Below are 23,090 nucleotides of genomic sequence, written 5' to 3' on the forward strand. Positions count from 1 at the left end.
TATTTTTCTCTTTTTAACTTTGCTTCTTCAATGTTATTAACTTTAATTTTTTCTAGAATAGCTTTATATTGAACTCTAGCATTAATCAATTCTCTACTTAGTTTTTCAAAATCAATTTCCCCAGATTTTAATTCTAGTTCTAATGTATCATCAATTTCTACTTTTAAATAACCATTAGCTATAAACTCAATATCGCTATTAACTTTTTCCTTGTTCTCGAGCCCTCTTGTAATCCAAATATCTAAAGGTTTCTTTTTAGTAATATATCCTATCATAGTAGCTGCTTCTATAGCACTTTGGTTTCTAGTTATAGTGTTCTGTATTTTTTCAAGCTTTTCAATATCTTCATCAGTTATATCTTTTAACTCTTCTAATTCTTTACTTAACTGTCTAATTTCTTTTTCTTTAATTTCTACTTTGTTTAAAATATCAATTACTTGTTTTTGTTTTTCTACTTTTTCTGCTAGCTTAAGTTCTTCATTAAGATTTTCTAATTTTTTATTTAATTTTTCTAACTCTTCTTTCTTTTGGTCTAGTAACATTTTCTTAACTGGCCATTTCTTATTTATTTCCTTTAAATGTTCTATTTGCTTTCTTAAATTTTTTATATGTGGTTCTATTGTAGCTCTTTTAAATATATCATCTTCTATTTCTTGTAGCTTCTGTATTTCCTCTTTTAGCTTTATTTTTATTTCCTCTAGTTGCTTCATTTTTATAGTTACATTTTCAAACTCTCTTTCAACTTCCTCTACTCTTCTCATTTCTTGCTTCATATCTATCATTTCATAATAGGATTCTAATATTTTTCCTACTCCTTTTTTATATCTTCTATTTGGATTTTCTGGTCTTGAGTTTTTATAATCCCATCTTTTTAATAATAAAGATAGTTCATCATCTATTTTATTTTTCAGTTCCTCAATAGAAATTCCATCAAGCTCCATAACAGTTTTTCTGAGCATTGAGCTTACAGTATTAGTCGTCTCTGGGTCTTTTGTTATTTTTTCTATTGCTTTCTTAATCTCTCTCTGTTTTACAAACACTATGTTACCAAATGTAGCTGCTCCTACTTTTAATTTATTCCTTATTTCATAATTAATCTTTTTTTCATCTCTAATAATTTTTCCATCTGGAAGCTCCATAGAAACAAAAGGATTGGTTCCCCATTCTTTAGTAAGCTTATATATTTGACCTTCAATGTTTATAATTATTTCTCCGTTTATAAAGTCTCCATCTGGATATGGCATATATCTTTCATTGAATTCTCTATCGTCTTTTCTATTCAACTTAAGATTTGTATGCATAAAGATAGTATTATATATTGCATCTACTAAGGTACTCTTCCCTGCTTCATTAGGGCCTAAAATTACGTTTATACCATCTTCAAATTTAAGTTTTTTGTCCTTTATACCTCCAAATCTTTTAGTGTTAAAACTAACAAACCTCATTCTTTGACCCCCTTAATTAACTCATATGCTATCTGTAATGCTTCATCATCCTCAGTATTCTTTGATAGCCCTGTTAATAATCTATAGGGAAAAGAATCCTTTGTAAATTCTCTATCTATTATATCTTTAGTAATTTTCACTTTAAGTTGTGAATCATCAACGTAAAAATATCCTAACTTATCTCGTAATTCTTCATAGAGTATATTTAAGTTACTAAAAAGTTCTTTTTCTATTCTACCCTTTAAAGTTAATCTAACAAGTTTATGTTCTGGTTTATCAGTAAGTACTTCTCTTTTTATCTTTTTGAAATCATCCTCATCTTTTACTAAGAATTTTAAATCCTTAAACTCGTATCTACCTGTTTTTATTCTTTTACCTTCAATATTTTTTTCTTCGTCTATAGCAATAATCCATGCATTACCGTTATGACTACAATCCATACCATCTGGTTCAGGAGTTCCAGCATTAAATATTTTAATATCATTTACTAATTCTTCATTTGGATATGGAATATGTGTATGACCTAAGCACCATAAATCTAATTCTATTTCTTCTAACTCATCTTCTGTCATATTAAAATATTTATTTTCAATATCAGGAGAAATAGTTTCTAATGCACCATGTGCTATTCCAATATGCCATCTTCCCTCTGGTTTTTCTTGTAATTCCTTAATCCAACCTAGATTATTATCTTGTGAATGCTTTGAATTGCAATAAGCTGGATATATCACTACATCTAAATCATATTTTTTTAGTTTATATGGTCTATTCTCATTCATAATAATAAATTTGTCAGTTATATTTTTATTGAAATTATCCCATAATTCACTCATGCCATTATCATAGTCATGATTTCCAGGTAAAATAACTATGCATTCTCCTTCAAATTTATTTAAGCTTTTTATTACTTTATCTATATCTTTTTTAGGTATTCTGTTTATATTGTCAAATAAGTCTCCTGCAACTAAGAAAATATTACATTTATTTGTATTAGCTTGTTCTACTAATCTATCTATAACTTCAAACCTTGCACTAACAAGTTCTTCCCTTATCGTATCAGGATAGTTGTTAAACTTCATACCTATATGTAAATCTCCAGTATGTAATATTTTTAATTCCACTTTAGGCCCCCCTCACTCATTTCATCCTATAGGTATATTAAAAACTTGTCCTTTTTAATATATATTCTTCTTTATATTATATATTCCTTTAATAAAAAAACAAGACCGTATGCATTAAGCATACGGTAAAATGTTATTTTTGAATAAGATGATAATCGTTTTCTGTATATGGCTTACCCCAATTATTCATAAATATATAATCCTTTACATCTTTTTTAGGATGCTGTTGTGGATTTTCTGCTGATTTACCTATCGGTGTTACTGCAACAACTTTGTAATCATTCGGTATAGACAGTGTATTTCTAACTTTATTTTCGTCTACTTCAGCAATCCAACACGTTCCATATCCTTCATTTGTAGCTGCAAGAACAAAATGCTCCATAGCTATCGAAGCATCGGCTAAATAATATTGTTTCCCTTCTACATTTCCTGATAGTGAAGGGTCTGCTACTACTACTGCTGCCATTGGAGCCTGCTTTATTGCATTTGATGCTTCATTTGTTGTATTTAATACTGCATTTGATAACTCTTCCTTTTGCATTGGGTCATCAACTAAAATGAATTTATATGATGTATTGTTTTTCCAAGAAGGTGACATCATAGCCGCATTTATCATTCTAGCCACTTTGTCCCTATCTATAGGTGTGTTTTTGAACTGTTTTATGCTTTTTCTATTTTCTATAACATCATAAAACTGCATAGCATCACTCTCCTTAAAAATATTATTTACATACTAAATTTAATTAATGTAAATTTTTTTTATTTTTTTATGCATATTATTTGTACTAATAAACCATAATAATAGTGTCGAGGATATAATGGTTAGCAACAATTTATGTGTATGCTTGTAGGCGTATATGTAGATTATCCTTAGATTGTATACCACCTCAATGGGATGACGTGCAGTCTTTGGAAGATATTATATGGTTGGGAAAGGCTTTATTACAGTCATATTGTTTGATTGTAATAGGGTCCCAACTTATCATATAATGTCGAGCTAAGATTTACCATGGTATCGATGTTAGTTTTGTCATAAAACTAGCTAGTGATTTTATACAGTCGAAAGATTGTATCGAGTTGTTAAGATATCATGTTGAGTCGAATGAACCATCACTGCTGGTAGTGATTTGCTCTGTCCTAGTCGAAAGATTTTGCCAGGGTAATAAGCTATCTACAGTGGTGCTATTTAACCACTATATCCTCGACTTATTTTTTGCCAGTCGATAGTTCTTATATATTAGATTACTATTCTTAACAGAAAACAAACAATAAGTAGATAGATTAGTTCTTATATATGTAATTCAAAACTAGTATTTTCTTATTTAAATAATATTAATTATCCTAAACAAAAAAGTGGCTTTTATTTGCCACCTTTAATTTTCTAATATAGATTTGGTATTTTTATAAATTAGTAAAGTAAATAATGCACTTACCAATAAACTTATAGGAATAAGATAATATGTTGTATAAATTCCAATTAAGTCATTTAACCACCCAATTATCAAGTTCATAATCATGTTAATAGTCGATGCAGCAGTAATTATAATACCGGTTATATAAGCACTATTTTTCTTAAACACACTACTAACAGTTAAAACTAAAGTCGGGAATACAATACCAAAAAATAATCCTGAAATTGATATAATCATAACCCCATCTTTTCCAAGTATTAATCCAGATGTATAAAATATGAAGGATATACACAATGATACTAATACACTTTTAACTCTCCCAAACTTCTCTACTACAAATCCACCTAAAAATCTACCTACCGTAAATATTCCAAAAAATAATGCTGAATAAAAAGTACTTTTATTATCGTTGAATTTATAAACTTCTTTTAAAAAATTAATAAACCAATTACCTGTAGCTAGTTCAGCTGATACATATAATCCTAGTGCTAACATATAAAAATATACTAGCTTGTTTTTAAATATTGCTTTATTATCAATTTTTTCATCTTTTTCCACTTTATCTGGCTCTGGTATTTTCACTAAAATAAAACCTATTAAGGTAATTAAAAAAAGAAACCCTATCATAAGATATATATTTCTCCATGTTACCCCGCTAAATAGTAAAATCCCTGCAGCTCTCTGTGTTATAGTAGCTCCAGCTCCATAGCAAAAGTGTATCATATTCATAAGTACTGCTTGAAAACTTACTGCTAACACTGGAATCAATGTATTTATTCCTATTGCCATTAAAGAAGTTCCTACGTTAAGAAAAAACAACCCAGCCAATAACATTATAAAATTTTGGCTTATATATAAATTTAATAATGAAAAAATAGCAAATACAAAACCAGTAAGCATTACTTTTTTTTGACCTACTTTCTCACAAAGTATACCTCCAACATACGTTGAAATTATGTATCCCAATGAACATGCTGCTATCATAATTCCCATTTGTGTATCTTCTACTTGAAAAGCTTTTTTAAACTCTGGAATAAATACTCCCCTTGTATTATCAGTCATAGCCATTAATATCATTATTATAAATATAAATCCTATTGCTAAAATGTGTTTGTTTTTTTTCATGTCAATCTCTCCTTACGTCTTTTGTTTTTATATTTAATTCATATCTATTATAGCAGTTTATATATAAAAAGTGTGAAAAATTTTATTTAGTATTATTTACTTATTAAACATTAATGAGGGACTGAAAATGTCCCTCATTAATGTTTATATGGAATTATATATTATTAGCATAAGAATTAATGTTACTTCATATAAGAAGTAAATATTGTAAGTTATACATTATTTATCTCATTTACTAAATCCTCTATTAATTTACTCATCTTTTTATTTTTAAAATATTACTAAAGTTTGTATAAACTTAGCATGTCCAATTTTCATCAAGACAATTAGAGGTCAAATGACCTCTAATTATCTATATTACATCTACTGACCAAGGCCGCATCCGTGTCCATAACCGCAGAAGCAGAATAACACAACTAATAGTAAGAAGAAAAATAATAATTCACTACCATCATTATATCCGTAACCCATAAATTCACCCCGTTTCGTTTAAAGTATTAGGATTTCTTCCTATTGCAATATATGTGTTTAGTCACAATTTCGTGAATATATCATCACTAATTTATGTATTTACTCATATGATGATATTAAAGTATAACTTATTTTTTAACGTTTATTAAGGGAGCGATATTATGGACCAAAATGAATATAAAGAAAAAATTGAAACTCTTATAAAAAAATTTAAAAATGTCCCATTTGTACATAATGGGAGGTCATTAGAAAAAGGAGTAGATTGTTTAGGTTTTGTTGTACTATTTTATAAAGAATTTGGAATAGAAGTACCTGATAATGATGGTAAACCTATTGAAAAAAACTGGTTTAAAAAAGACCCCGAAAGATATATCAGAGGAATACAAAGTTTAGGAAAAAAAGCAGTAAGTATAAATGAACTTCAACCGTTAGACTTAGTTTATTTTGCTATAAGTCATAATATAATAACACATACTGGAATTATGATAGATAATAAAAGATTTGTTCATATGTCACCAAAAAGTGGTTTTTTAGTAAGTAAATTAGAACGCCATTGGAAAAGAAGATTCAGAGGCGGCATAAGGTTGATATAATAATTAAAGCGGTCAGAATAAATACGACCGCCTTAATTATTTAATGAACCTTTACTTCTGTCCATACTCTGTCATATTCTTTTATAAACTCACCTGGGTCAAGAAATACTTCACATCCCTCAATGTCTTCTTCATCTGGATATGCTACTAGATTTTCTCTAATCTGTTTATCTAACATTTTCCATGTTTCTTCATTAGTAGTTGAATATCCAATATATTGAGTATTTCTTAATGCTATTTGTGGTCTAGTCATAAAATTAATAAATAACTCAGCTTCTTTTTTATGCTTACAAGTTTTAGGAATTACCATATTATCAAACCATAAATTAGAACCTTCTTTTGGAACTACATATTCTAGGTTCTCGTTTTCCTCCATCATAGCTATAGCATCCCCTGACCATACTACTGCAAGTGCTGCTTCTTCACCTACCATCATATCTTTAACTTCGTCTCCTACATAAGCAAGAACTAAAGGCTTTTGTTTTATTAATTCTTGTTTTGCTTCTTCTAACTCTTCTACATTCTTAGTATTAAGTGAATATCCTAATTTTTTTAGTGCTACTGCAATAGAATCTCTTTGACTATCAAGCATTAAAATCTGTTTTTTATATTTTTCATTCCATAATATATCCCAGCTATCTACTTTCTCATCTACTACTTTTTTATTATATAAAATTCCTACTGTACCCCACATATATGGTACTGAATACTCATTATTAGGGTCAAAATCTAAATTTTTAAATTTATCGTCTATATACTTATAATTAGGTATATTATTCATATCTATCTTCATTAACATATCTTCTTTAATCATCTTTTCTATCATATAATCAGAGGGGAATGCAACATCATAGTTATTTCCACCTGATTTTATTTTTACATACATATCTTCATTAGTTGCATAAGTTTCATAGTTTACTTTTATACCATATTCTTCTTCAAAATCATTTAAAACTGATTCATCAATGTAATCACCCCAGTTATATACATTTAGCACTGGCTTATTTTCACCACAACCACTACTAGCTACTAAAATACCTAACACCAAAACTATTAATAAAATCCTTCTGAATACTTTAATCATAAAACGTCACCCCTTTTTTTTTTATTTCCTTTGATGTTCTAGTATTTATGATAATCAATAAAGTTATTACACTTACAAACATTAAAGCAGATAATGCATTAATCTTAGGGTTAATCCCCCTTCTAGCCATAGAATAAATAGTAATTGAAAGATTTGTCACTCCACTGCCGGTAGTAAAGAAACTAATTACAAAATCATCAATAGATAATGTAAACGCTATAAGACTTCCTGTAATAATCCCTGGCATTATTTCTGGTAAAATCACTTTTTTAAATGCATAAAATGGTGTTGCTCCCAAATCCATAGCTGCTTCAGCAAGATGTTTATTCAATTGCTTAAGCTTAGGTAAAACAGAAAGTACTACATATGGGATATTAAAAGTAATATGTGCTAAAAGCATTGTCAAAAAACCTAACTTTAGTTTTACAAAAATAAACAGTGTCATAAGAGACACACCTGTAACTATATCTGGATTTAAAACTGGTAAATAGTTAAGATTCATAGTAATTTTTTTGCCAAGATAATTCATATTATGAATCCCTATAGCAGCAAAAGTTCCTATAAGTGTTGATATAATTGAAGACAATATAGCAATGATTACAGTATAGTACAATGATTTTAAAATTTGTTCGTCTTCAAGTAAACTAAAATACCATTTTAATGTAAATCCATCCCAATGACCTCTAGATTTGGCATTATTAAATGAAAAGACTATTAAAACAACAATAGGGGCATATAAGAACAAAAAAATTAAAACTGTATATAATTTAGTGAAAAATCTTTTCACCACAATCCGCCCCCTTCTTGTTTTTTATCATATCTAGACATAATAGCCATTGAAATTAATATCATAATCATCATCACCACAGAAATAGCAGAACCAAAATGCCAATCTCCTACATAAAGAAATTGCTGCTCAACAAGATTACCTATCAACATATACTGTCCTCCACCTAAAAGTCTAGAGATAACAAAAGTACTTACTGCAGGCATGAACACCATAGTTATTCCTGATATTACTCCAGGTAAACTTAATGGAAATATTACTTTTCTAAATATAATGTTTTTATTAGCTCCTAAGTCCTCTGCAGCTTCTATAACACTTTTGTCTATTTTATTTAAAACAGAATATATAGGTAACACCATAAAAGGTAAAAAGTTATATACCATTCCTAAGATAACAGCTCCGCTATTATAAAGTAAATTTAGTTTCTGTAGTCCTAAATAATCTAATATGCCGTTTATAATACCGTTCCTACCTAGAAGCGTCATCCATGCATAAGTCCTAAGTAAAAAATTCATCCACATTGGAACTACAAATAATAAAACCATTATATTTCTTTTAGAAATATCTGCTTTGGATATAATTATTGCCATAGGATATCCTAAAATTAAACAAATAAATGTGGCTATCAATGCTAAGTTAATGGACCTTCCCAAAACCTTTAAATAAATTGGGTCTAAAAAACGCTTATAATTTTCAAAGCTAGTTTTAATTGCACCTGTTTCAAAATCTTTTGTAGTTAAACTAAAATATAGTACTAACAAAAGGGGAACTAATATAAAAACTATAATCCATAATATATATGGGTACGAAATATACCTTTTTCTCATTTATTACTCACCTTTTTCATAATATGTATATTCTCAGGAGCAACTTCCATTCCAACTTCTGTTCCAATATTATACATACGTGTACTATGTATCTTCCATGTTCTTTCATTTTCCTTAACTACCATCTCATAATATACTCCTTTAAATGTAACAGAAATTACGTTCCCCTTTAACCTCCCATGGCCACTATCAACGACTTTTATATCTTCAGGTCTGATAACAACATCTACAATTTCATTTTTTCCGTAACCTCCATCAACACACTTGAATTTCTTACCTTCTATCTCTACTAAATAATCATCTAACATTACTCCATCTACTATATTGCTATCCCCTATGAAATTAGCTACAAAAGCATTTTTAGGCTCGTTATAAATATCTTCAGGAGTTCCTATTTGTTGTATTCTACCTTTATCCATTACAACTACAGTATCAGACATAGTAAGTGCTTCCTCTTGGTCATGTGTAACATATATAAAAGTAATGCCTACTCTTTTTTGCATATTTTTAAGTTCAAATTGCATCTCTTTTCTCAACTTTAAATCTAATGCTCCTAACGGTTCATCTAATAATAAAACTTTAGGTTCATTTACCAAAGCTCTAGCAATAGCCACTCTTTGCTGCTGTCCACCACTTAATGAATCTATAGTTCTTCTTTCGTGACCAGCCAAGTTTACTAACTTCAGTATATACTTTACCTTCTTTCGTATTTCACTATTAGATAATTTTTTAATTCTCAAACCAAATGCTATATTTTCAAAAACATTCATATGTGGAAACAATGCATATTTTTGGAATACTGTGTTTATCTGTCTTTTATGTGGAGGTACATTTTTAATATTTTCACCTTCAAAGGTAATTTCACCTGTTGTAGGGTGCTCAAAACCACCAATTATTCTTAAAGTAGTTGTTTTCCCACATCCACTAGGTCCAAGTAATGTTAAAAACTCATTTTTCTTTACATATAGGTTAATATCGTCAAGAACTTTAGTTTCTCCAAACCATTTTGTTATACCTTTAAGCTCTATAATATGATTTTTCAACCTATACTTCCCTCCATTTCTTTGCTAGAAATTCGGTGGTGTACTTACCCATAACACCTCCGCCTTACCTTTTCCTGGATTTGATAAATAATGTTTGTAGTTTGCTTTAAAATAAAAACTTTCGCCTTCATTTGCTTTATATTTCTCACTTCCTATATGAACATTAACACTGCCTGATACAACATATCCAAACTCTTCTCCTTCATGTGGGTCATCTTCTTTTGTCTTACCACCAGGTTCTATAGAAATTAGAATTGGTTCCATCATATTTTTCTGTGCGTTAGGCACTATCCAGTTAATTTTATATTTATTTTCATCATCTTCAGATTCAAAAAAATCCTCTTTAGTAAATACTATTTTTTCATCCTCTGTCTCATTAAAAAAATCTCTAAGATTTGTACCTAGAGTTTCTAATATATCAACCAGAGTCGCAATAGATGGAGAAGTTAAATCCCTCTCTAACTGAGATATAAACCCCTTTGAAAGCTCACATCTATTAGCCAATTCTTCCTGTGTAAGAGAATTTTTCATCCTTAGTCGTTTTATCTTTTCACCTATATTCACATAAGCCCTCCTCGTCTGTTATCATCTTTATTAAACTCTATGTTTATAATTACTAAACTATTACTTATAATATTATTGCACTTTGCTTTTTAAAAGTCAATAATGTTTTTAGTTGTATTTTTAGTTGTATTTTTCTTTTGTAAGTGAGAAAATATAGTTGATTGACATTTTACTTGAAGGAGGAATATTTATTGGAACAAACGAATCGTAATAATATATTAGGTACTAAACCAATACTGCCTTTAATTTTTAAACTTTCAGTACCTGCGATATTATCTATGTTTATTCAATCACTTTATAATGTCGTTGATAGTATCTTTGTTTCAAGACTCAGCGAAGATGCACTAGCTGCACTATCTCTAGCATTCCCAATACAAATGGTGTTAATAGCAATTGCTGTAGGTACTGGTGTAGGAACAAGTTCCTTAATATCTAGATTATTAGGTCAAGGTAAAGAACAAAAGGCTTCTAATGCTGGTGAACACGTATTAATAATAGCTATAACATATGGTGTAATAATTGGTATTATAGGTTTTCTCTTCTCCAAAAATATTATATCATTATTTACAAGTGACACCAGATTAATAGACTTAGGTATGCGCTATATCCGTATAATACTTATTGGGTCTTTAGCATTATTTATACCTATGATAGCAAATAATATATTACGTGGTGAGGGTAATACTTTTATTCCCATGATTACTATGCTTATTGGCTCAATACTAAACATAATCCTTGACCCATTACTAATCTTTGGGCTAGGACCTTTTCCGTCCTTTGGTATAGAAGGAGCTGCAATTGCTACTGTATTTTCTAGAATAATAAGTGGTAGTTTTATTTTATTTATGCTATTCAATGGTAATAATCAAATAAAATTAAATTTCAAAACTTTTCAGTTCGACTTAAACATAATAAAAGGAATTTTTAAAGTTGGTTTACCTGCTATGACTATGCAATTTTTAGCTTCTTTTATGATATCAGGTATTAATGCTATATTAGACCAATACAGTGCTACTGCTATAGCTGCAATGGGAATTTATTTTAGATTGCAATCTTTCGTATTTATGCCTGTTTTTGGTTTAAACCAAGGTTATATGCCAATTATTGGTTATAACTATGGACACAATAAACCTCAAAGAATGAAAAAAGCTATGAAATACGGTTTTCTAATAGCCTTTACTTTTACAACACTGGGATTTGTTATTTTTCAATTGTTCTCAGTTCAGCTAATAAAAATGTTTGACCCAAGTGAAGAACTTATTAATTTAGGTAAAGATGCTTTAACTAAAATAAGCTTAGCTTTTCCAATAATTGGTCCAGCTATTATTGGCTCAACAACTTTTCAGGCAATAGGTAAAGGTATACCAAGTTTAATACTATCATTTTCACGACAAATAATTCTATTACTACCTCTATCATACATATTATCAAGACTTGGTGGTTTAAATTATGTTTGGTATGCTTTCCCATTATCAGAAATAATATCTGGTATATTCATGGTCATTTGGTTAAAAAGTACATTATCAAAAACATTTACAAAGATGCAATATGATAAGCAAAACTAGGGATGGTTGAAATAACCATCCCTAGTTTTATTTATAAGAGAAAACACATTATTTAAATCAAAAAATATTTCACTTTAAATATACTATTTTATTATTCTACTTATTTTTTTCTTTTATTTACAAACAATATAATATGAAGAGTTTTATAAAGATTATCTTATGCAATTAACACAATTTTTAATATTTAGGAGGGATAGTACTATGGATTATGATAGTCAAACTACGAAACATATGGATAACTTACTTAAAACTGTAGAAGGTACTGGATGGGTATTATGTAATGCACTTAACACTATGGTACGTAATAACATTACTCCTGCTTATAATGTAGGAAGTAACCCCGCTTCACTATTAGCTAACAATATAACTGAAATTTTCGAAGTAGTAGCTGAATGCGAAGATGATAGAATAGTAGATTATTTTGCAGACAAAATAATAGAATTCGCAGGTAACGACCTACAAAGCTTTATGAGCTATATGGACCAAAACATGGGAGATAATCCTTTATATCAAAGAGTTTATGAAAAAATAAATAGCTAGTATTAAGATGGCCTTTAATTAGGCCATCTTACTTTTGTTAATGTTTTTACTTTCTTTCCATAGTTTCTCTGCTGTAACAGCCCATTTCTTTGATATCTCTTGACACTTATTGGTTAAATCATCTACTGATTCTTTATCAATTGGTTGAGTAGATTTAGCCTTTGATTTATGTACCATTTCTTTTAGTTTATTGGGATTGTCTAACAAAGGACAAGGTCTTAAATGATTAGCATTAAATGGTTGATTGAGCCTATATTGTTCAAATAGTGGTGATTTCAGAGCTTCTAAAAGACTAACTTCTTTTATATTAACATTTGAATAATGAATAAAAGCACATGGCTCTACATCACCATTTGAATTAATATGTAAATAATTTCTACCTCCTGCTATACAACCATTTACATATTCTCCATCATTCCAAAAATCTAAAACAAAAATTGGTTTTTCTTGTCTCATCTCTCTAACACGTCTATACATATATTCTCTTTGATTAGGTCTCGCAAGAAGATCTATAACTGCATCTTTACCTATTGGTATATAAGTAAAATACCATCCAAAAGTACAACCTTTTTCTATTAAATAATCTACATATTCATCTGAACCGATAACCTCAGTATTGTATCTATGATAACATGTTGAAAATCCAAATATTACTCCTTCTTTCTTTAGTAAGTCCATTGATTTCATTACTCTTTGATATGTCCCTTCACCTCTTCTCATATCTGTTTCCTCTTCAAATCCTTCAACGCTAATAGCTAACGCAAAATTTCCTACTCGAGCCAAGTCTTTAGCAAATTTTTCATCAACTAATGTTCCATTGGTAAACGCCAAAAACATACAATCATCATGCTTTTCTGCTAATTTAATTAAGTCTTCTTTACGTACTAAAGGTTCTCCACCTGAAAATATGTACATGTATATACCAAGTTCCTTACCTTCTTTTATTATTCTGTCTAATACACTATTACTTAATGACGCAACTTTATCATACTCTGCAGCCCAACAACCTGTACACTGTAAATTACAAGCTGAGGTTGGATCCATTAATATAGCCCAAGGAATATTACAATCATACTTCTTCTGCTGTTTTTTCTTTAGTGGAACTCCGACTAATCCTGAATTAACAAAAAAATTAGTAATAAATTTCTTCCTTGCATTTGGATTTAGTTCAGTAAAAAATCTTTCAATAAGTTTATACCAATTATTATCTGGATTACTACATATCCTTCTAAATGTCTTTATAGCATTTTTATGGTCATTCTCAGTTGCTAATTTATCCCCCCAGTCCAAAATCTTAGTCAAATTATTCATAGGATTTTTTTCAATATACTTTAACCCCTCATTTAAAACCATTGAACTCACTAGTTGTTTAGCAGACTTCATGTTTCATCCCCCTTTAAATTTTTTAATATTTTTTTGACACCCATGTCAATTTAGTTTTAAAAAAATTATATTTTTAACCCATCTATTAATATATCTATTGATTTGAATTGCTGTTGTATATTTATTTCTTTATGTAAAGATAACTGAATTACTAAAGATTCCACTAATGCATATAAAGTATTTGACATACTTTTAATATCAATTGGTTTTATTTCTTTTGCCTTTATACCCTCTTTCAATAAATACTCAAATACTTTTCTCAGCTCTATTGCTCTTTCTTTTATTTTTTCTATTACTTCTATCCTTTCTCTTCTTAATATCAACCACAATTCAGTTAATATAACTATCATATTGTTGTTTTCATATTCTCTTATTAGTTCAAGTATTATAAGCTTTATTTTTTCTAAAAAACTTTTTTCTTGAGCATTTATAATATTCTTTAAATTTTTCTTTAACTCATCTATCGCTTGATGCATTGTAAAGTAAAAAATATCGTCTTTATTTTTAAAATATTGATACAATGTAGTCCTACCAATTCCACATTCCATAGATATGTCAGAAAGTTTAGTTTTATGATAACCTTTTTTTAAAAAAACTTCTTTTGCTACTTTAGCTATCTCTCGTTTTCTCTCTTCATAATCTACTATTTTGGGCAAAGCTATCCCTCCTTTTTTTCGACATACTTGTCAATTTAATTCTATCACAAATTGTTTTTTTGTCAATATTTATTTTAAAAGGTTATATATTCTATAACATCTTTTTATTAAAGCCTATAGTAATATTTAAGTTTTTATGTTTATACTTTATTTTTATTTGTTTATCTAAGTAGTTCTAGTTACGTTATACTTTAATAAAATATTTATTATATTGTTTAAACTTTTATTCATTTGTTGTACAATATTAATTGCAATTAACTTAAATCATAATAGGAGGTTGCATATGGAAAACAAAACCAAAGGAATAATCTTAATATTACTTTCAGCACTATTCTTCTCATTAATGGCCGCATCTGTTAAATCATTAGAAGGGATGCCTGTACCAGAAAAAATATTCTTCAGAAATCTTTTAGGTTTGATAATAGCATCTTATATTATAGTTAAAAACAAAAAGCCTTTACTTGGCAATAACAAAAAATTTCTAGCTTTACGAGGCTTATTAGGATTATGTGGAGTTGCTGCATATTTTTATGCACTTTCTAATATAAACCTAGCCGATGCAGTTATATTAAATAAAATGTCACCTTTTTTTGTCATGGTCTTTTCTGCACTTTTTTTAGGAGAAAAAATCAAAAAACCTCAAGTACTTGCATTAATAATTGCAGTTTTAGGTGCCAGTTTTGTAGTTAAACCAAAATTTGATTCTAGTGTATTACCTGCTTTAATAGCACTATTATCCGCTGTTTTTGCAGGAGGTGCTTATACAGCTATCAGACATCTAAGACATACTGATGCTCCAGAAACTATAGTTTTTTATTTTGCATTTTTCTCTACTATTGCTATGATACCTTTCATGCTTTCAGGGCAATTTATCATACCTAATTTCACACAAATATTAAAATTAGTTGCTTTAGGTGTATTTGCAACTACTGCTCAATTTTTAATGACTAATGCCTATAGATATGCACCTGCTGGAGAGCTATCAATTTACACATATGTAAATATTGTATTTTCTACTATGATTGGATTGATAGTCTGGGCTGAAATACCAGATAGTTTAAGTATTTTAGGTGGATTTCTAATTATTAGTGCTGGATATATAAACTATCGTTCAAATAGGAAGATCAGCTGAAACTGATTTTCCGCTATTAGCTTTTAGCCTGAAACCTCAAACTAATCAGTGTATAAAAGCATAGATAAAAGCAATAAATATAATTGTTTGTGGTGATTAAAAAACGTCCACGTACTTCAATATGTAGCTTTAACTAACAAAAGCAGCCATTTAAAACTGGCTGCTTTTTGTTACTTATTATTAAAGAAAAACTGCTAATAAGCCTGTAGCATTTAATAAAATTATAGCAATTGATATAGGAGCTAAATATTTAACTACAATTTCATAAGCTTTACCGTATCTAAATTTAATTTTACCACCATTGGTTATTTCGTCTAGGGCTTTATCAACACCTAATACATAACCAATAAATAATGAAATTAATATTCCTCCTGTTGCCAATAAAACATTTGAAGCTATAAAATCAAATAGGTCAAATATAGTTTTTCCGAATATCTTGAACTCACTTAGAACACCAAATGATAATGAGTTAGCAATACTTATAATAAATATAATTAGTGTTAATAATACTGTTGCTTTTTTTCTTGATATTTCAAACTCTTCAGTTACATAGGCTACAACAACTTCTAATATTGAAATTGTTGAGGTCAAAGCTGCTATACCTATTAAGATAAAGAATAATGATTCGAAGAATCCACCTAGAGGCATTTCTTTAAAAACAGCAGGTAGCGTGATAAATATCAACGAAGGTCCTGAATCTGCTGCAAAATCATAGGCAAATACTGCTGGAAATATTACTACACCAGCCATTAAAGCTATAAAAGTATCTGCTATCGTTACTTGTAATGCCATAGTAGGTAAATTTTCATTTTTATTTATATAACTACCATAGGTTATAATTATACCCATACCTAAACTAAGTGAAAAGAAGGCATGCCCTAGAGCTTCCAATATACCCGCTGCTGTTAACGATGAAAAATCTGGACTGAATAAAAATTCTAATCCTTTGTTTGCTCCCTCTAATGTCACAGACCTAATGGCTAAAATGATTAATATAACTAATAAAATAGGCATTAATATCTTACTATATTTTTCCACACCATCTTTTATTCCTGCTATAACAATAAATGCTGTTATTGATAAAACTATGAACTGTAAAACAATAGGCTCAAATGGACTAGAAATCAAATCACTAAAGTAAGTAGCTAAATTATCAGGTGCCACTTGTATTAACTGACCAGTCACAGCCCTAATAATATAAGTAAATATCCAACCTGCTATAACTGCATAGTAAGTTAAAATTATAAATGATGATAAAACACCTACAAAACCTGCAATCCACCAGGGTTTACCGGGTGCTAATTTTTTAAACGAACCTACTGCATTCAACTGACCTCTCCTACCAACAACAAACTCGCTCAACATAATTGGCAATCCGATAATTATAATACATATTAAATAAATTAAAATAAATGCGGCTCCACCATTCTCTCCTGTAATATAAGGAAATTTCCATATATTACCTAAGCCGATTGCAGAACCCGCTGCAGCAGCTAAAACTCCTAATCTAGAACCAAAACTATCTCTTTTCATAGTATCTCCTTCCTATTCTCTTTTGATTTATTTTGATATATATTTATTTTGCTTCTACACTCTAGTATTATTCATTAGTAAGAAAATATTTATGTATAACTTCTACCTATTAGCTGCTGACTATTGTATGCTAGCTAAAAACTTATAAATAATAGAATTCAATTAAATTAATATTCTCTCATACTAAATTGTTAATAGAGTTTTGTCATAAATAAAAAGAATGGAGAAAGCTCTCCACTCTATGGTTCAATCTCTATTATTTCCATATTGTTTATAGCAAATTCAATTAATTCTCCAACGTTCAATGCTAATTCCGATTCTTCAATATCCTTTATTTTAGGCTTGGTAACTGGATGCTTAGGTAAAAATACTGTACAGCAATCTTCATATGGTAAAATAGAAGTTTCATATGTTTCTATATCTTTTGATATTTCAATAATTTGAGTTTTATCCATTCCTATAAGAGGTCTCAAAATCGGTATATTTACTGAAGAATTAGTTACATTTATAGATTTTATTGTTTGACTTGCTACCTGACCAAGACTTTCACCAGTAATTAATACATCATGTCCATTTTGATTTGCTATTCTTTCAGCTATTCTCATCATAAATCTTCTTGTTATTATTGTTAACTCATCTTCAGGACACTTTTGATTAATCTCTCTTTGTATATTTAGTATATTAATACTATGAAGTCTTATTTTTCCACAGTATCTAGAAAGAATTTTTGCCAATTCTTTTACTTTTTCATCTGCTCTCTCGCTTGTAAATGGGTAACTATGATAGTAAACAGCGTCAATTGCTACTCCTCTTTTAGCTATCATAAATCCTGCAACTGGACTGTCAATTCCACCTGAAAGTAATAATAAACCTTTACCGTTAGTTCCTACCGGTAATCCTCCATATGTTCTAATCTTATCTGTATATATGTAGCACTTATTTCTTATATCAACATTTACATATAAATTAGGGTCATGTACATCTACTTTTAAAGATTCAAAGTTTCTTAAAATTGTTCCTCCTATTTGTCTGTTTATTTCCATTGACTTTATCGGAAATTTCTTATCGGCTCTTTTAGTTTGAACTTTGAATGTACTTACATTATTTTTTTCCATTGCTTCTTTTACTGCAGCTATAGAAGCTTTTTTTATTTCTTCTATATCTTTATCCGTTCTAATACAAGGACTTATTAATACAATCCCAAATACTTTCTTTAATCTTTTAATTAATGTTTCAATATTGTTCTCATTTACTTCAACAAATACTTTACCTAAATCCTTGTATACTTTTGGAGCTCCTAAATCTTTAACTGCATTTTTTATGTGTTTAACTACGCTCTTTTCAAAATAAGACCTATTTTTTCCTTTAAGAGTTAACTCCCCTAAGCTAATACTTATAACTCTATCCACTACTATCACCTCATTGTTATTTTTCTTATTTCATTGACTGATTCTATCAGCTTATCTAGTGCAAAATCTAATTCTTCTTTAGTATTTGAGTATGCAAAGCTAAATCTAACTGTACCGTCTATAAGTTGATCCTTAAGATTAATGGCTTTCAAAACATGACTTTTTCCTTTTTTGTGAGAAGAACAAGCTGAGCCTGTAGACACAAATATATTAAACCGTTCTAGATAGTGTAGCAAAACTTCTCCTTTTACACCAATAAATGATATATTTAATATATGTGGTGCTGACCTATTATCTAATAAGCTATTCATTTTTATGTTATCTATTTTTTCTTGAATACTACTCGCAAAATATTTCTTTAATGATAATATCTTTTCTTTTTCTTGAGTAAAATTATCTCTTAAAATTTCCACAGCTTTACCTAGTCCAACTATCCCAGGTACATTTTCTGTACCTGACCTTATTCCTCTCTCTTGATTGCCGCCAAATACTATCGGGTCAAGATTAACGTCCTTTCGTACATATAGACCACCTACGCCTTTAGGTCCATGTATTTTATGACCACTAAATGAAAATGTATCAATACCTAAATCTTTAATATCAACTTTTATTTTACCAAACGCTTGAACACCATCAATATGTAATTTTACATTATTGTTTTTCTTAGAGATAATCTTTTTTATTTGTTTTAAATTTTGTATAGTACCAATTTCGTTATTTACTAACATTATTGAAACTACAATAGTATCTTCCCTTATACTATTTTCTAGTTGTTCTATATCAATAAAGCCGTACTCATCTACATTAAGATAAGTTATATCATAGCCACGTTGCTCATACGCCTTAAATATATTTAAAACAGACGAATGTTCTATTTCAGTTGTAATAATATGTTTACCAGCTCTACTGTTTTTGTTGATTAGTCCCTGTATAGCTATATTATTACTTTCAGTACCCCCAGAAGTAAAAAATATCTCATCTTTTCTAACTCTTAAAAAATCAGCAATTATTTGTCTTGAGCTTTCTACTTTTTTTTCAGCCTCTAAGCCCATTCTATGTAATGATGAAGGATTACCATAATCAATTTTTAGCATATTATTCATTACATCTATTACCTCGTCTCTAGGTCTAGTAGTAGCACTATTATCTAAATAAACAATCATATAATCACCCCGCAACTTCATATATCTTAACTAATATTATTCTAAAAACTATATACTTTTATTATCAAACTTTATATGCAGATAAATTATAATATAATAATCTTTATATAACAATGCCGCTCTTTTTACTCTCTTATTTATTATATAGAAAAATAATAGCTTATTAAAGTTTTTCTTTTAAATCAAGCTTCAATCTTAAACACTAAAAAAACCACCTACTTAAGATAAAGAAGGTGGTTTTTTATACTTTCTATGCTATATTTTCTGACATATCATTATTTATTTCATCTACTTTAAATATTTGGTCAACTATTACAGCACATGAAGCATCTCCTGTTATATTTACTGCTGTTCTAAGCATATCAAATATACGGTCAACTCCAAACAATAATGGTAACCCAACTACAGGTATATTAGCCGATAATAAAACTGCGACAACAAGTAAAGATGGTCCCGGAACACCTGCTTGTCCAATAGAACCAATTGTAGCAGTTAGTATTATTGCAACATACTCAGTTATACCTAAATCTATACCAAACATTTGTGAAAAGAACATAGCAACAAGTGCATAATAAATTGCATTTCCATCCATGTTTATAGTAGCTCCTAATGGTAATACAAAAGAAGCTGTACTATTGGAAACTTCAAAATCCTCTTCACACACATCTAAAGTAACAGGTAAAGTACCCATTGATGATGCAGTTGAAAGAGCAACCATTTGTGCTTTCCTTATCTTCTTTAAAAACTTAAATGGAGAAAGTTTTGAGAACATTTTTACCATAAATGGATAAAAACCAAAAGTGTGTATTGATAAAGCTAATATATAAACACCTAGTAGTTTTAACACAAGATATAAAGTTTCGTATCCAAAAGTTCCAACAGCATCTGCCATAAGTCCAAATACACCAATAGGTGCTATAATTATAACCTTTTCAACCATCCAAATAAGTGCTTCAATTATATAATTAAACATATTTAATAAAGTATCTTTCTTTTCTTTTTCAAGTGTAGAAATACCGAAGCCTAAAAATAAACTAAAAAATAATATTTGAAGTATATTCCCATCTAATAATGCCTTAAAAGGATTTACTGGTATGATACCTAAAATAGTCTCCCAAAAACCTGGAGTTCCTCCTTTATCTATATATTCATCAGAAAACATAGATTGAATAGTTGACATATCTAAACCTAATCCTGGCTTAAATATATTCCCTAATAAAAGTCCCAAAGCAACAGCAAACATAGTAGTACCCATATAATATCCAAATGTTGCTATACCAATTTTACCTGCTGATTTCGTATTACCTAAAGAAGCTGCTCCAGATATTATTGAAACAGTAACCAATGGTATTACTAACATTTTAATAAGTTTCATAAATACCTTACCTAATGGAGCAAATACTGCTGCATCTTCTCCCATAACTCCACCGGCGATAATACCTAAAACCATCGCTACTAAAATTAAATTAGCTGAGTTTTTAAGAAATTTTGTATTCTTCAGCATATAATTCCTCCTTTTGTTGTTTATTTTTTGTAATATTATAAGTAGTATTATTACGTCATCGTAATATTTATTTAAATATATTTAATCATATTTTGTCAAGTATGACAATATAAAATTTTTGGAAGTGTTTTTTCAACACTTTATTTATAAATTAACTTTAAATCAAAAAAATTTAAAAATTTAGTTGCATAATTTGTCGTATTTTGTTATAATCGTTCTTGTGATTATCCCCCTGGTAACCTTAAGAAAAATTATCCCCAATACCCCTTTTGAACGAGTTGTGTGCCATTTGTTCAAACGGAAAAGCCAAAAGGACCTGTTTTAGGTCCTTTTGGCTTTTTTGTTATTTAATTCTTGCTTTGATGTATCTTCGCATCTATCGTATATTCTAGATATTTTTTCAATATCCTTATCTACATCTGTTTTATTAATACTATAAACTCCAAACTTATGTAATATGATTTTATATATCAATGTCATCAACCCTTTTTATACTCTTATTTTATAATATTAATCTATATATTAATTTATGAGTGCTTTAAACTATTACTATATTGAATTTTAAGTTGTTTTATGAAGTTACTTGTCGTTTATATTTAAAATTATTCAATATCCCTTTATTATATGTTAAAATAATATATAAACGATATACATATAAACTTACTGGGAGGTTTTTTAATTGGAAAATAAAGTAGCTGTTATATTTACAGGCGGTACAATTTCTATGAAAGTAGACCCTAGAATTAATGCTGCTATCCCCGCCTTATCAAGCGAAGAAATCATGGCTATGGTTACAAACATAGAAAAATACACTGATATTGAAATTATAAACTTTGCTAAACTTCCTGGACCTCATATGACACCAGAAAAGATGATGGAACTTTCTAAACTAGTTAGGAAAACCCTTGCCCGCAAAGATATAACTGGTGTCGTCGTTACTCATGGTACTGACACTTTAGAAGAAACCGCGTATCTTCTACACCTAACCATAAAAAACGAAAAGCCTGTTATAGTTGTAGGAGCTATGAGAAATGGGTCAGAACTTGGTTATGATGGACCTAGTAACTTATCAGCTGCAATTTGTACTGCTATATCTGATGAAGCTAAAAATAAAGGTGTATTAGTGGTAATGAATAATGAAGTTAATGCTGCTTCAGAAGTTACTAAAACAAATACTTTAACTGTTAATACTTTTAAAGCACCAGAATTTGGTCCATTAGGTATAGTTGACAATGATGAGGTTATTTTTTATAGAGATATCAAATACAGAGATTATATTCCAACAGAAAATATAGAAACTGATGTAGCTTTACTCAAAACAGGTGTAGGTATGAACTCCGACTTAATAGAGTTTTGTATCCAATCCGGTTATAAAGGGATAGTAATTGAAGCCCTTGGCAGAGGTAATGTGCCTCCTAAAATGATAGAAGGAATAGAAAATGCAATAAATAAAAACATTCCTATTGTAATAGTATCTAGATGCCCTACTGGAAGAGTTCTTGATACTTATGGTTATGAAGGAGCTGGAAAACATCTAAAAAAGTTAGGAGCCATTTTCGGATATAATTTACCTGGTCAAAAGGCACGAATCAAATTAATGTTAGCACTAGGAATAACAAATGATATAAATAAAATACGTAATATATTTGAAAATATATAAAAGTTGAGGTTAGTTAAGCCTCAACTTTTTATTTCATCTTTAATATTCTTAATCTGTTTATAGCTGCTGCTAT

21 protein-coding genes are annotated in these 23,090 nt (G+C 29.1%); 5 read left to right on the plus strand and 16 right to left on the minus strand.

Going from position 1 to position 23,090, the window contains the following annotated elements; genetic code table 11:
- The 4 genes from L21TH_RS10100 to L21TH_RS10115 all read right to left on the minus strand — a co-directional run.
- Positions 1–1,445, minus strand: a 1,445-nt coding sequence (locus tag L21TH_RS10100) for an AAA family ATPase (protein WP_034429892.1), incomplete at its 3' end; no start/stop codon positions are given.
- Positions 1,442–2,566, minus strand: coding sequence for a metallophosphoesterase family protein (locus L21TH_RS10105; protein WP_006315399.1), 1,125 nt, complete (start codon positions 2,564–2,566; stop codon positions 1,442–1,444). The genes L21TH_RS10105 and L21TH_RS10100, both read right to left, overlap by 4 nt.
- A 133-nt stretch (positions 2,567–2,699) precedes the next feature.
- Positions 2,700–3,266 (minus strand): nitroreductase family protein, encoded by a 567-nt coding sequence (locus L21TH_RS10110; protein ID WP_006315400.1) that lies wholly within the window; start codon positions 3,264–3,266, stop codon positions 2,700–2,702.
- A gap of 673 nt (positions 3,267–3,939) precedes the next feature.
- The gene (locus L21TH_RS10115; protein WP_006315401.1) at positions 3,940–5,103 is read right to left on the minus strand and encodes an MFS transporter; all 1,164 of its coding nucleotides are present in this window, start codon (positions 5,101–5,103) and stop codon (positions 3,940–3,942) included.
- A gap of 632 nt (positions 5,104–5,735) precedes the next feature.
- On the opposite strand from L21TH_RS10115, the gene L21TH_RS10120 reads away from it, so the two are divergent.
- Positions 5,736–6,167 (plus strand): C40 family peptidase, encoded by a 432-nt coding sequence (locus L21TH_RS10120; RefSeq protein WP_006315407.1) that lies wholly within the window; start codon positions 5,736–5,738, stop codon positions 6,165–6,167.
- A 40-nt stretch (positions 6,168–6,207) separates the two neighbouring features.
- On the opposite strand, the gene L21TH_RS10125 is transcribed toward L21TH_RS10120, so the two are convergent.
- Genes L21TH_RS10125 through L21TH_RS10145 form a run of 5 tightly spaced genes read right to left on the minus strand, consistent with a single transcriptional unit; the run spans position 6,208 to position 10,472 of the window.
- Positions 6,208–7,251: an ABC transporter substrate-binding protein gene (locus tag L21TH_RS10125; protein ID WP_006315408.1), complete on the minus strand. Its 1,044-nt coding sequence runs from the start codon at positions 7,249–7,251 to the stop codon at positions 6,208–6,210.
- The gene (locus L21TH_RS10130; RefSeq protein ID WP_006315409.1) at positions 7,244–8,038 is read right to left on the minus strand and encodes an ABC transporter permease; all 795 of its coding nucleotides are present in this window, start codon (positions 8,036–8,038) and stop codon (positions 7,244–7,246) included. The genes L21TH_RS10125 and L21TH_RS10130 overlap by 8 nt, the downstream gene beginning before the upstream one ends.
- The gene (locus tag L21TH_RS10135) at positions 8,035–8,865 is read right to left on the minus strand and encodes an ABC transporter permease (RefSeq protein ID WP_006315410.1); all 831 of its coding nucleotides are present in this window, start codon (positions 8,863–8,865) and stop codon (positions 8,035–8,037) included. Before L21TH_RS10135 ends, L21TH_RS10130 begins: the two co-directional genes overlap by 4 nt.
- Positions 8,862–9,908, minus strand: a complete 1,047-nt coding sequence (gene potA, locus L21TH_RS10140; RefSeq protein ID WP_006315421.1) for a spermidine/putrescine ABC transporter ATP-binding protein — start codon at positions 9,906–9,908, stop codon at positions 8,862–8,864. Before potA ends, L21TH_RS10135 begins: the two co-directional genes overlap by 4 nt.
- Positions 9,909–9,932: 24 nt before the next feature.
- Positions 9,933–10,472, minus strand: a complete 540-nt coding sequence (locus tag L21TH_RS10145) for a helix-turn-helix domain-containing protein (RefSeq protein WP_006315422.1) — start codon at positions 10,470–10,472, stop codon at positions 9,933–9,935.
- A 191-nt stretch (positions 10,473–10,663) separates the two neighbouring features.
- Here L21TH_RS10145 and L21TH_RS10150 point away from each other — a divergent pair, with 191 nt between their 5' ends.
- Together L21TH_RS10150 and L21TH_RS10155 are read left to right on the plus strand one after the other, a co-directional pair.
- Positions 10,664–12,037 (plus strand): MATE family efflux transporter, encoded by a 1,374-nt coding sequence (locus tag L21TH_RS10150; RefSeq protein WP_006315429.1) that lies wholly within the window; start codon positions 10,664–10,666, stop codon positions 12,035–12,037.
- A gap of 201 nt (positions 12,038–12,238) precedes the next feature.
- Entirely contained in the window at positions 12,239–12,577 is a 339-nt protein-coding gene (locus tag L21TH_RS10155) for a hypothetical protein (protein ID WP_006315431.1), read from the plus strand.
- 18 nt (positions 12,578–12,595) lie between these two features.
- Here L21TH_RS10155 and L21TH_RS10160 read toward each other — a convergent pair whose 3' ends face one another.
- Together L21TH_RS10160 and L21TH_RS10165 are read right to left on the minus strand one after the other, a co-directional pair.
- Positions 12,596–13,960, minus strand: coding sequence for a radical SAM/SPASM domain-containing protein (locus L21TH_RS10160; protein ID WP_006315433.1), 1,365 nt, complete (start codon positions 13,958–13,960; stop codon positions 12,596–12,598).
- Positions 13,961–14,025: 65 nt separating this feature from the next.
- Positions 14,026–14,616 carry a TetR/AcrR family transcriptional regulator gene (locus L21TH_RS10165; protein ID WP_006315435.1) on the minus strand — a complete coding sequence of 197 codons (591 nt, stop codon included), beginning with the start codon at positions 14,614–14,616 and terminating at the stop codon, positions 14,026–14,028.
- A gap of 283 nt (positions 14,617–14,899) precedes the next feature.
- Between L21TH_RS10165 and L21TH_RS10170 the strand changes: the two genes are divergently transcribed.
- A complete protein-coding gene (locus tag L21TH_RS10170; protein WP_006315438.1) occupies positions 14,900–15,748 on the plus strand; it encodes a DMT family transporter in 849 nt (282 codons plus the stop codon).
- 180 nt (positions 15,749–15,928) lie between these two features.
- On the opposite strand, the gene L21TH_RS10175 is transcribed toward L21TH_RS10170, so the two are convergent.
- The 5 genes from L21TH_RS10175 to L21TH_RS14345 form a co-directional block, all read right to left on the minus strand.
- On the minus strand, positions 15,929–17,281 hold the full coding sequence (locus tag L21TH_RS10175; protein ID WP_006315440.1) for a sodium-dependent transporter: 1,353 nt from the start codon (positions 17,279–17,281) through the stop codon (positions 15,929–15,931).
- Positions 17,282–17,520: 239 nt separating this feature from the next.
- Complete coding sequence (gene thiI, locus L21TH_RS10180; RefSeq protein ID WP_006315442.1) at positions 17,521–18,690, minus strand: tRNA uracil 4-sulfurtransferase ThiI; 1,170 nt, start codon at positions 18,688–18,690, stop codon at positions 17,521–17,523.
- 5 nt (positions 18,691–18,695) lie between these two features.
- A complete protein-coding gene (locus L21TH_RS10185; RefSeq protein WP_006315444.1) occupies positions 18,696–19,853 on the minus strand; it encodes a cysteine desulfurase family protein in 1,158 nt (385 codons plus the stop codon).
- A 250-nt stretch (positions 19,854–20,103) separates the two neighbouring features.
- Positions 20,104–21,357: a dicarboxylate/amino acid:cation symporter gene (locus tag L21TH_RS10190; RefSeq protein ID WP_006315446.1), complete on the minus strand. Its 1,254-nt coding sequence runs from the start codon at positions 21,355–21,357 to the stop codon at positions 20,104–20,106.
- Between the two features lie 321 nt (positions 21,358–21,678).
- Positions 21,679–21,831: a hypothetical protein gene (locus tag L21TH_RS14345; protein ID WP_006315447.1), complete on the minus strand. Its 153-nt coding sequence runs from the start codon at positions 21,829–21,831 to the stop codon at positions 21,679–21,681.
- 205 nt (positions 21,832–22,036) lie between these two features.
- Between L21TH_RS14345 and L21TH_RS10195 the strand changes: the two genes are divergently transcribed.
- Positions 22,037–23,017, plus strand: a complete 981-nt coding sequence (locus tag L21TH_RS10195; protein ID WP_006315448.1) for an asparaginase — start codon at positions 22,037–22,039, stop codon at positions 23,015–23,017.
- The last annotated feature ends 73 nt before the right edge of the window (positions 23,018–23,090 follow it).

It is taken from the genome of Caldisalinibacter kiritimatiensis, assembly GCF_000387765.1.
Taxonomy (GTDB): Bacteria; Bacillota; Clostridia; order Tissierellales; family Caldisalinibacteraceae; genus Caldisalinibacter; species Caldisalinibacter kiritimatiensis.

Coding starts and splice junctions, on each gene's coding strand:
- L21TH_RS10185 (WP_006315444.1), bottom strand. CDS start 19,853: ATGATTGTTTATTTAGATAATAGTGCTACTACTAGACCTAGAGACGAG.
- L21TH_RS10135 (WP_006315410.1), bottom strand. CDS start 8,865: ATGAGAAAAAGGTATATTTCGTACCCATATATATTATGGATTATAGTT.
- L21TH_RS10170 (WP_006315438.1), top strand. CDS start 14,900: ATGGAAAACAAAACCAAAGGAATAATCTTAATATTACTTTCAGCACTA.
- L21TH_RS10190 (WP_006315446.1), bottom strand. CDS start 21,357: ATGCTGAAGAATACAAAATTTCTTAAAAACTCAGCTAATTTAATTTTA.
- L21TH_RS10125 (WP_006315408.1), bottom strand. CDS start 7,251: ATGATTAAAGTATTCAGAAGGATTTTATTAATAGTTTTGGTGTTAGGT.
- L21TH_RS10115 (WP_006315401.1), bottom strand. CDS start 5,103: ATGAAAAAAAACAAACACATTTTAGCAATAGGATTTATATTTATAATA.
- L21TH_RS10175 (WP_006315440.1), bottom strand. CDS start 17,281: ATGAAAAGAGATAGTTTTGGTTCTAGATTAGGAGTTTTAGCTGCTGCA.
- L21TH_RS10120 (WP_006315407.1), top strand. CDS start 5,736: ATGGACCAAAATGAATATAAAGAAAAAATTGAAACTCTTATAAAAAAA.
- L21TH_RS10110 (WP_006315400.1), bottom strand. CDS start 3,266: ATGCAGTTTTATGATGTTATAGAAAATAGAAAAAGCATAAAACAGTTC.
- L21TH_RS10160 (WP_006315433.1), bottom strand. CDS start 13,960: ATGAAGTCTGCTAAACAACTAGTGAGTTCAATGGTTTTAAATGAGGGG.
- L21TH_RS10155 (WP_006315431.1), top strand. CDS start 12,239: ATGGATTATGATAGTCAAACTACGAAACATATGGATAACTTACTTAAA.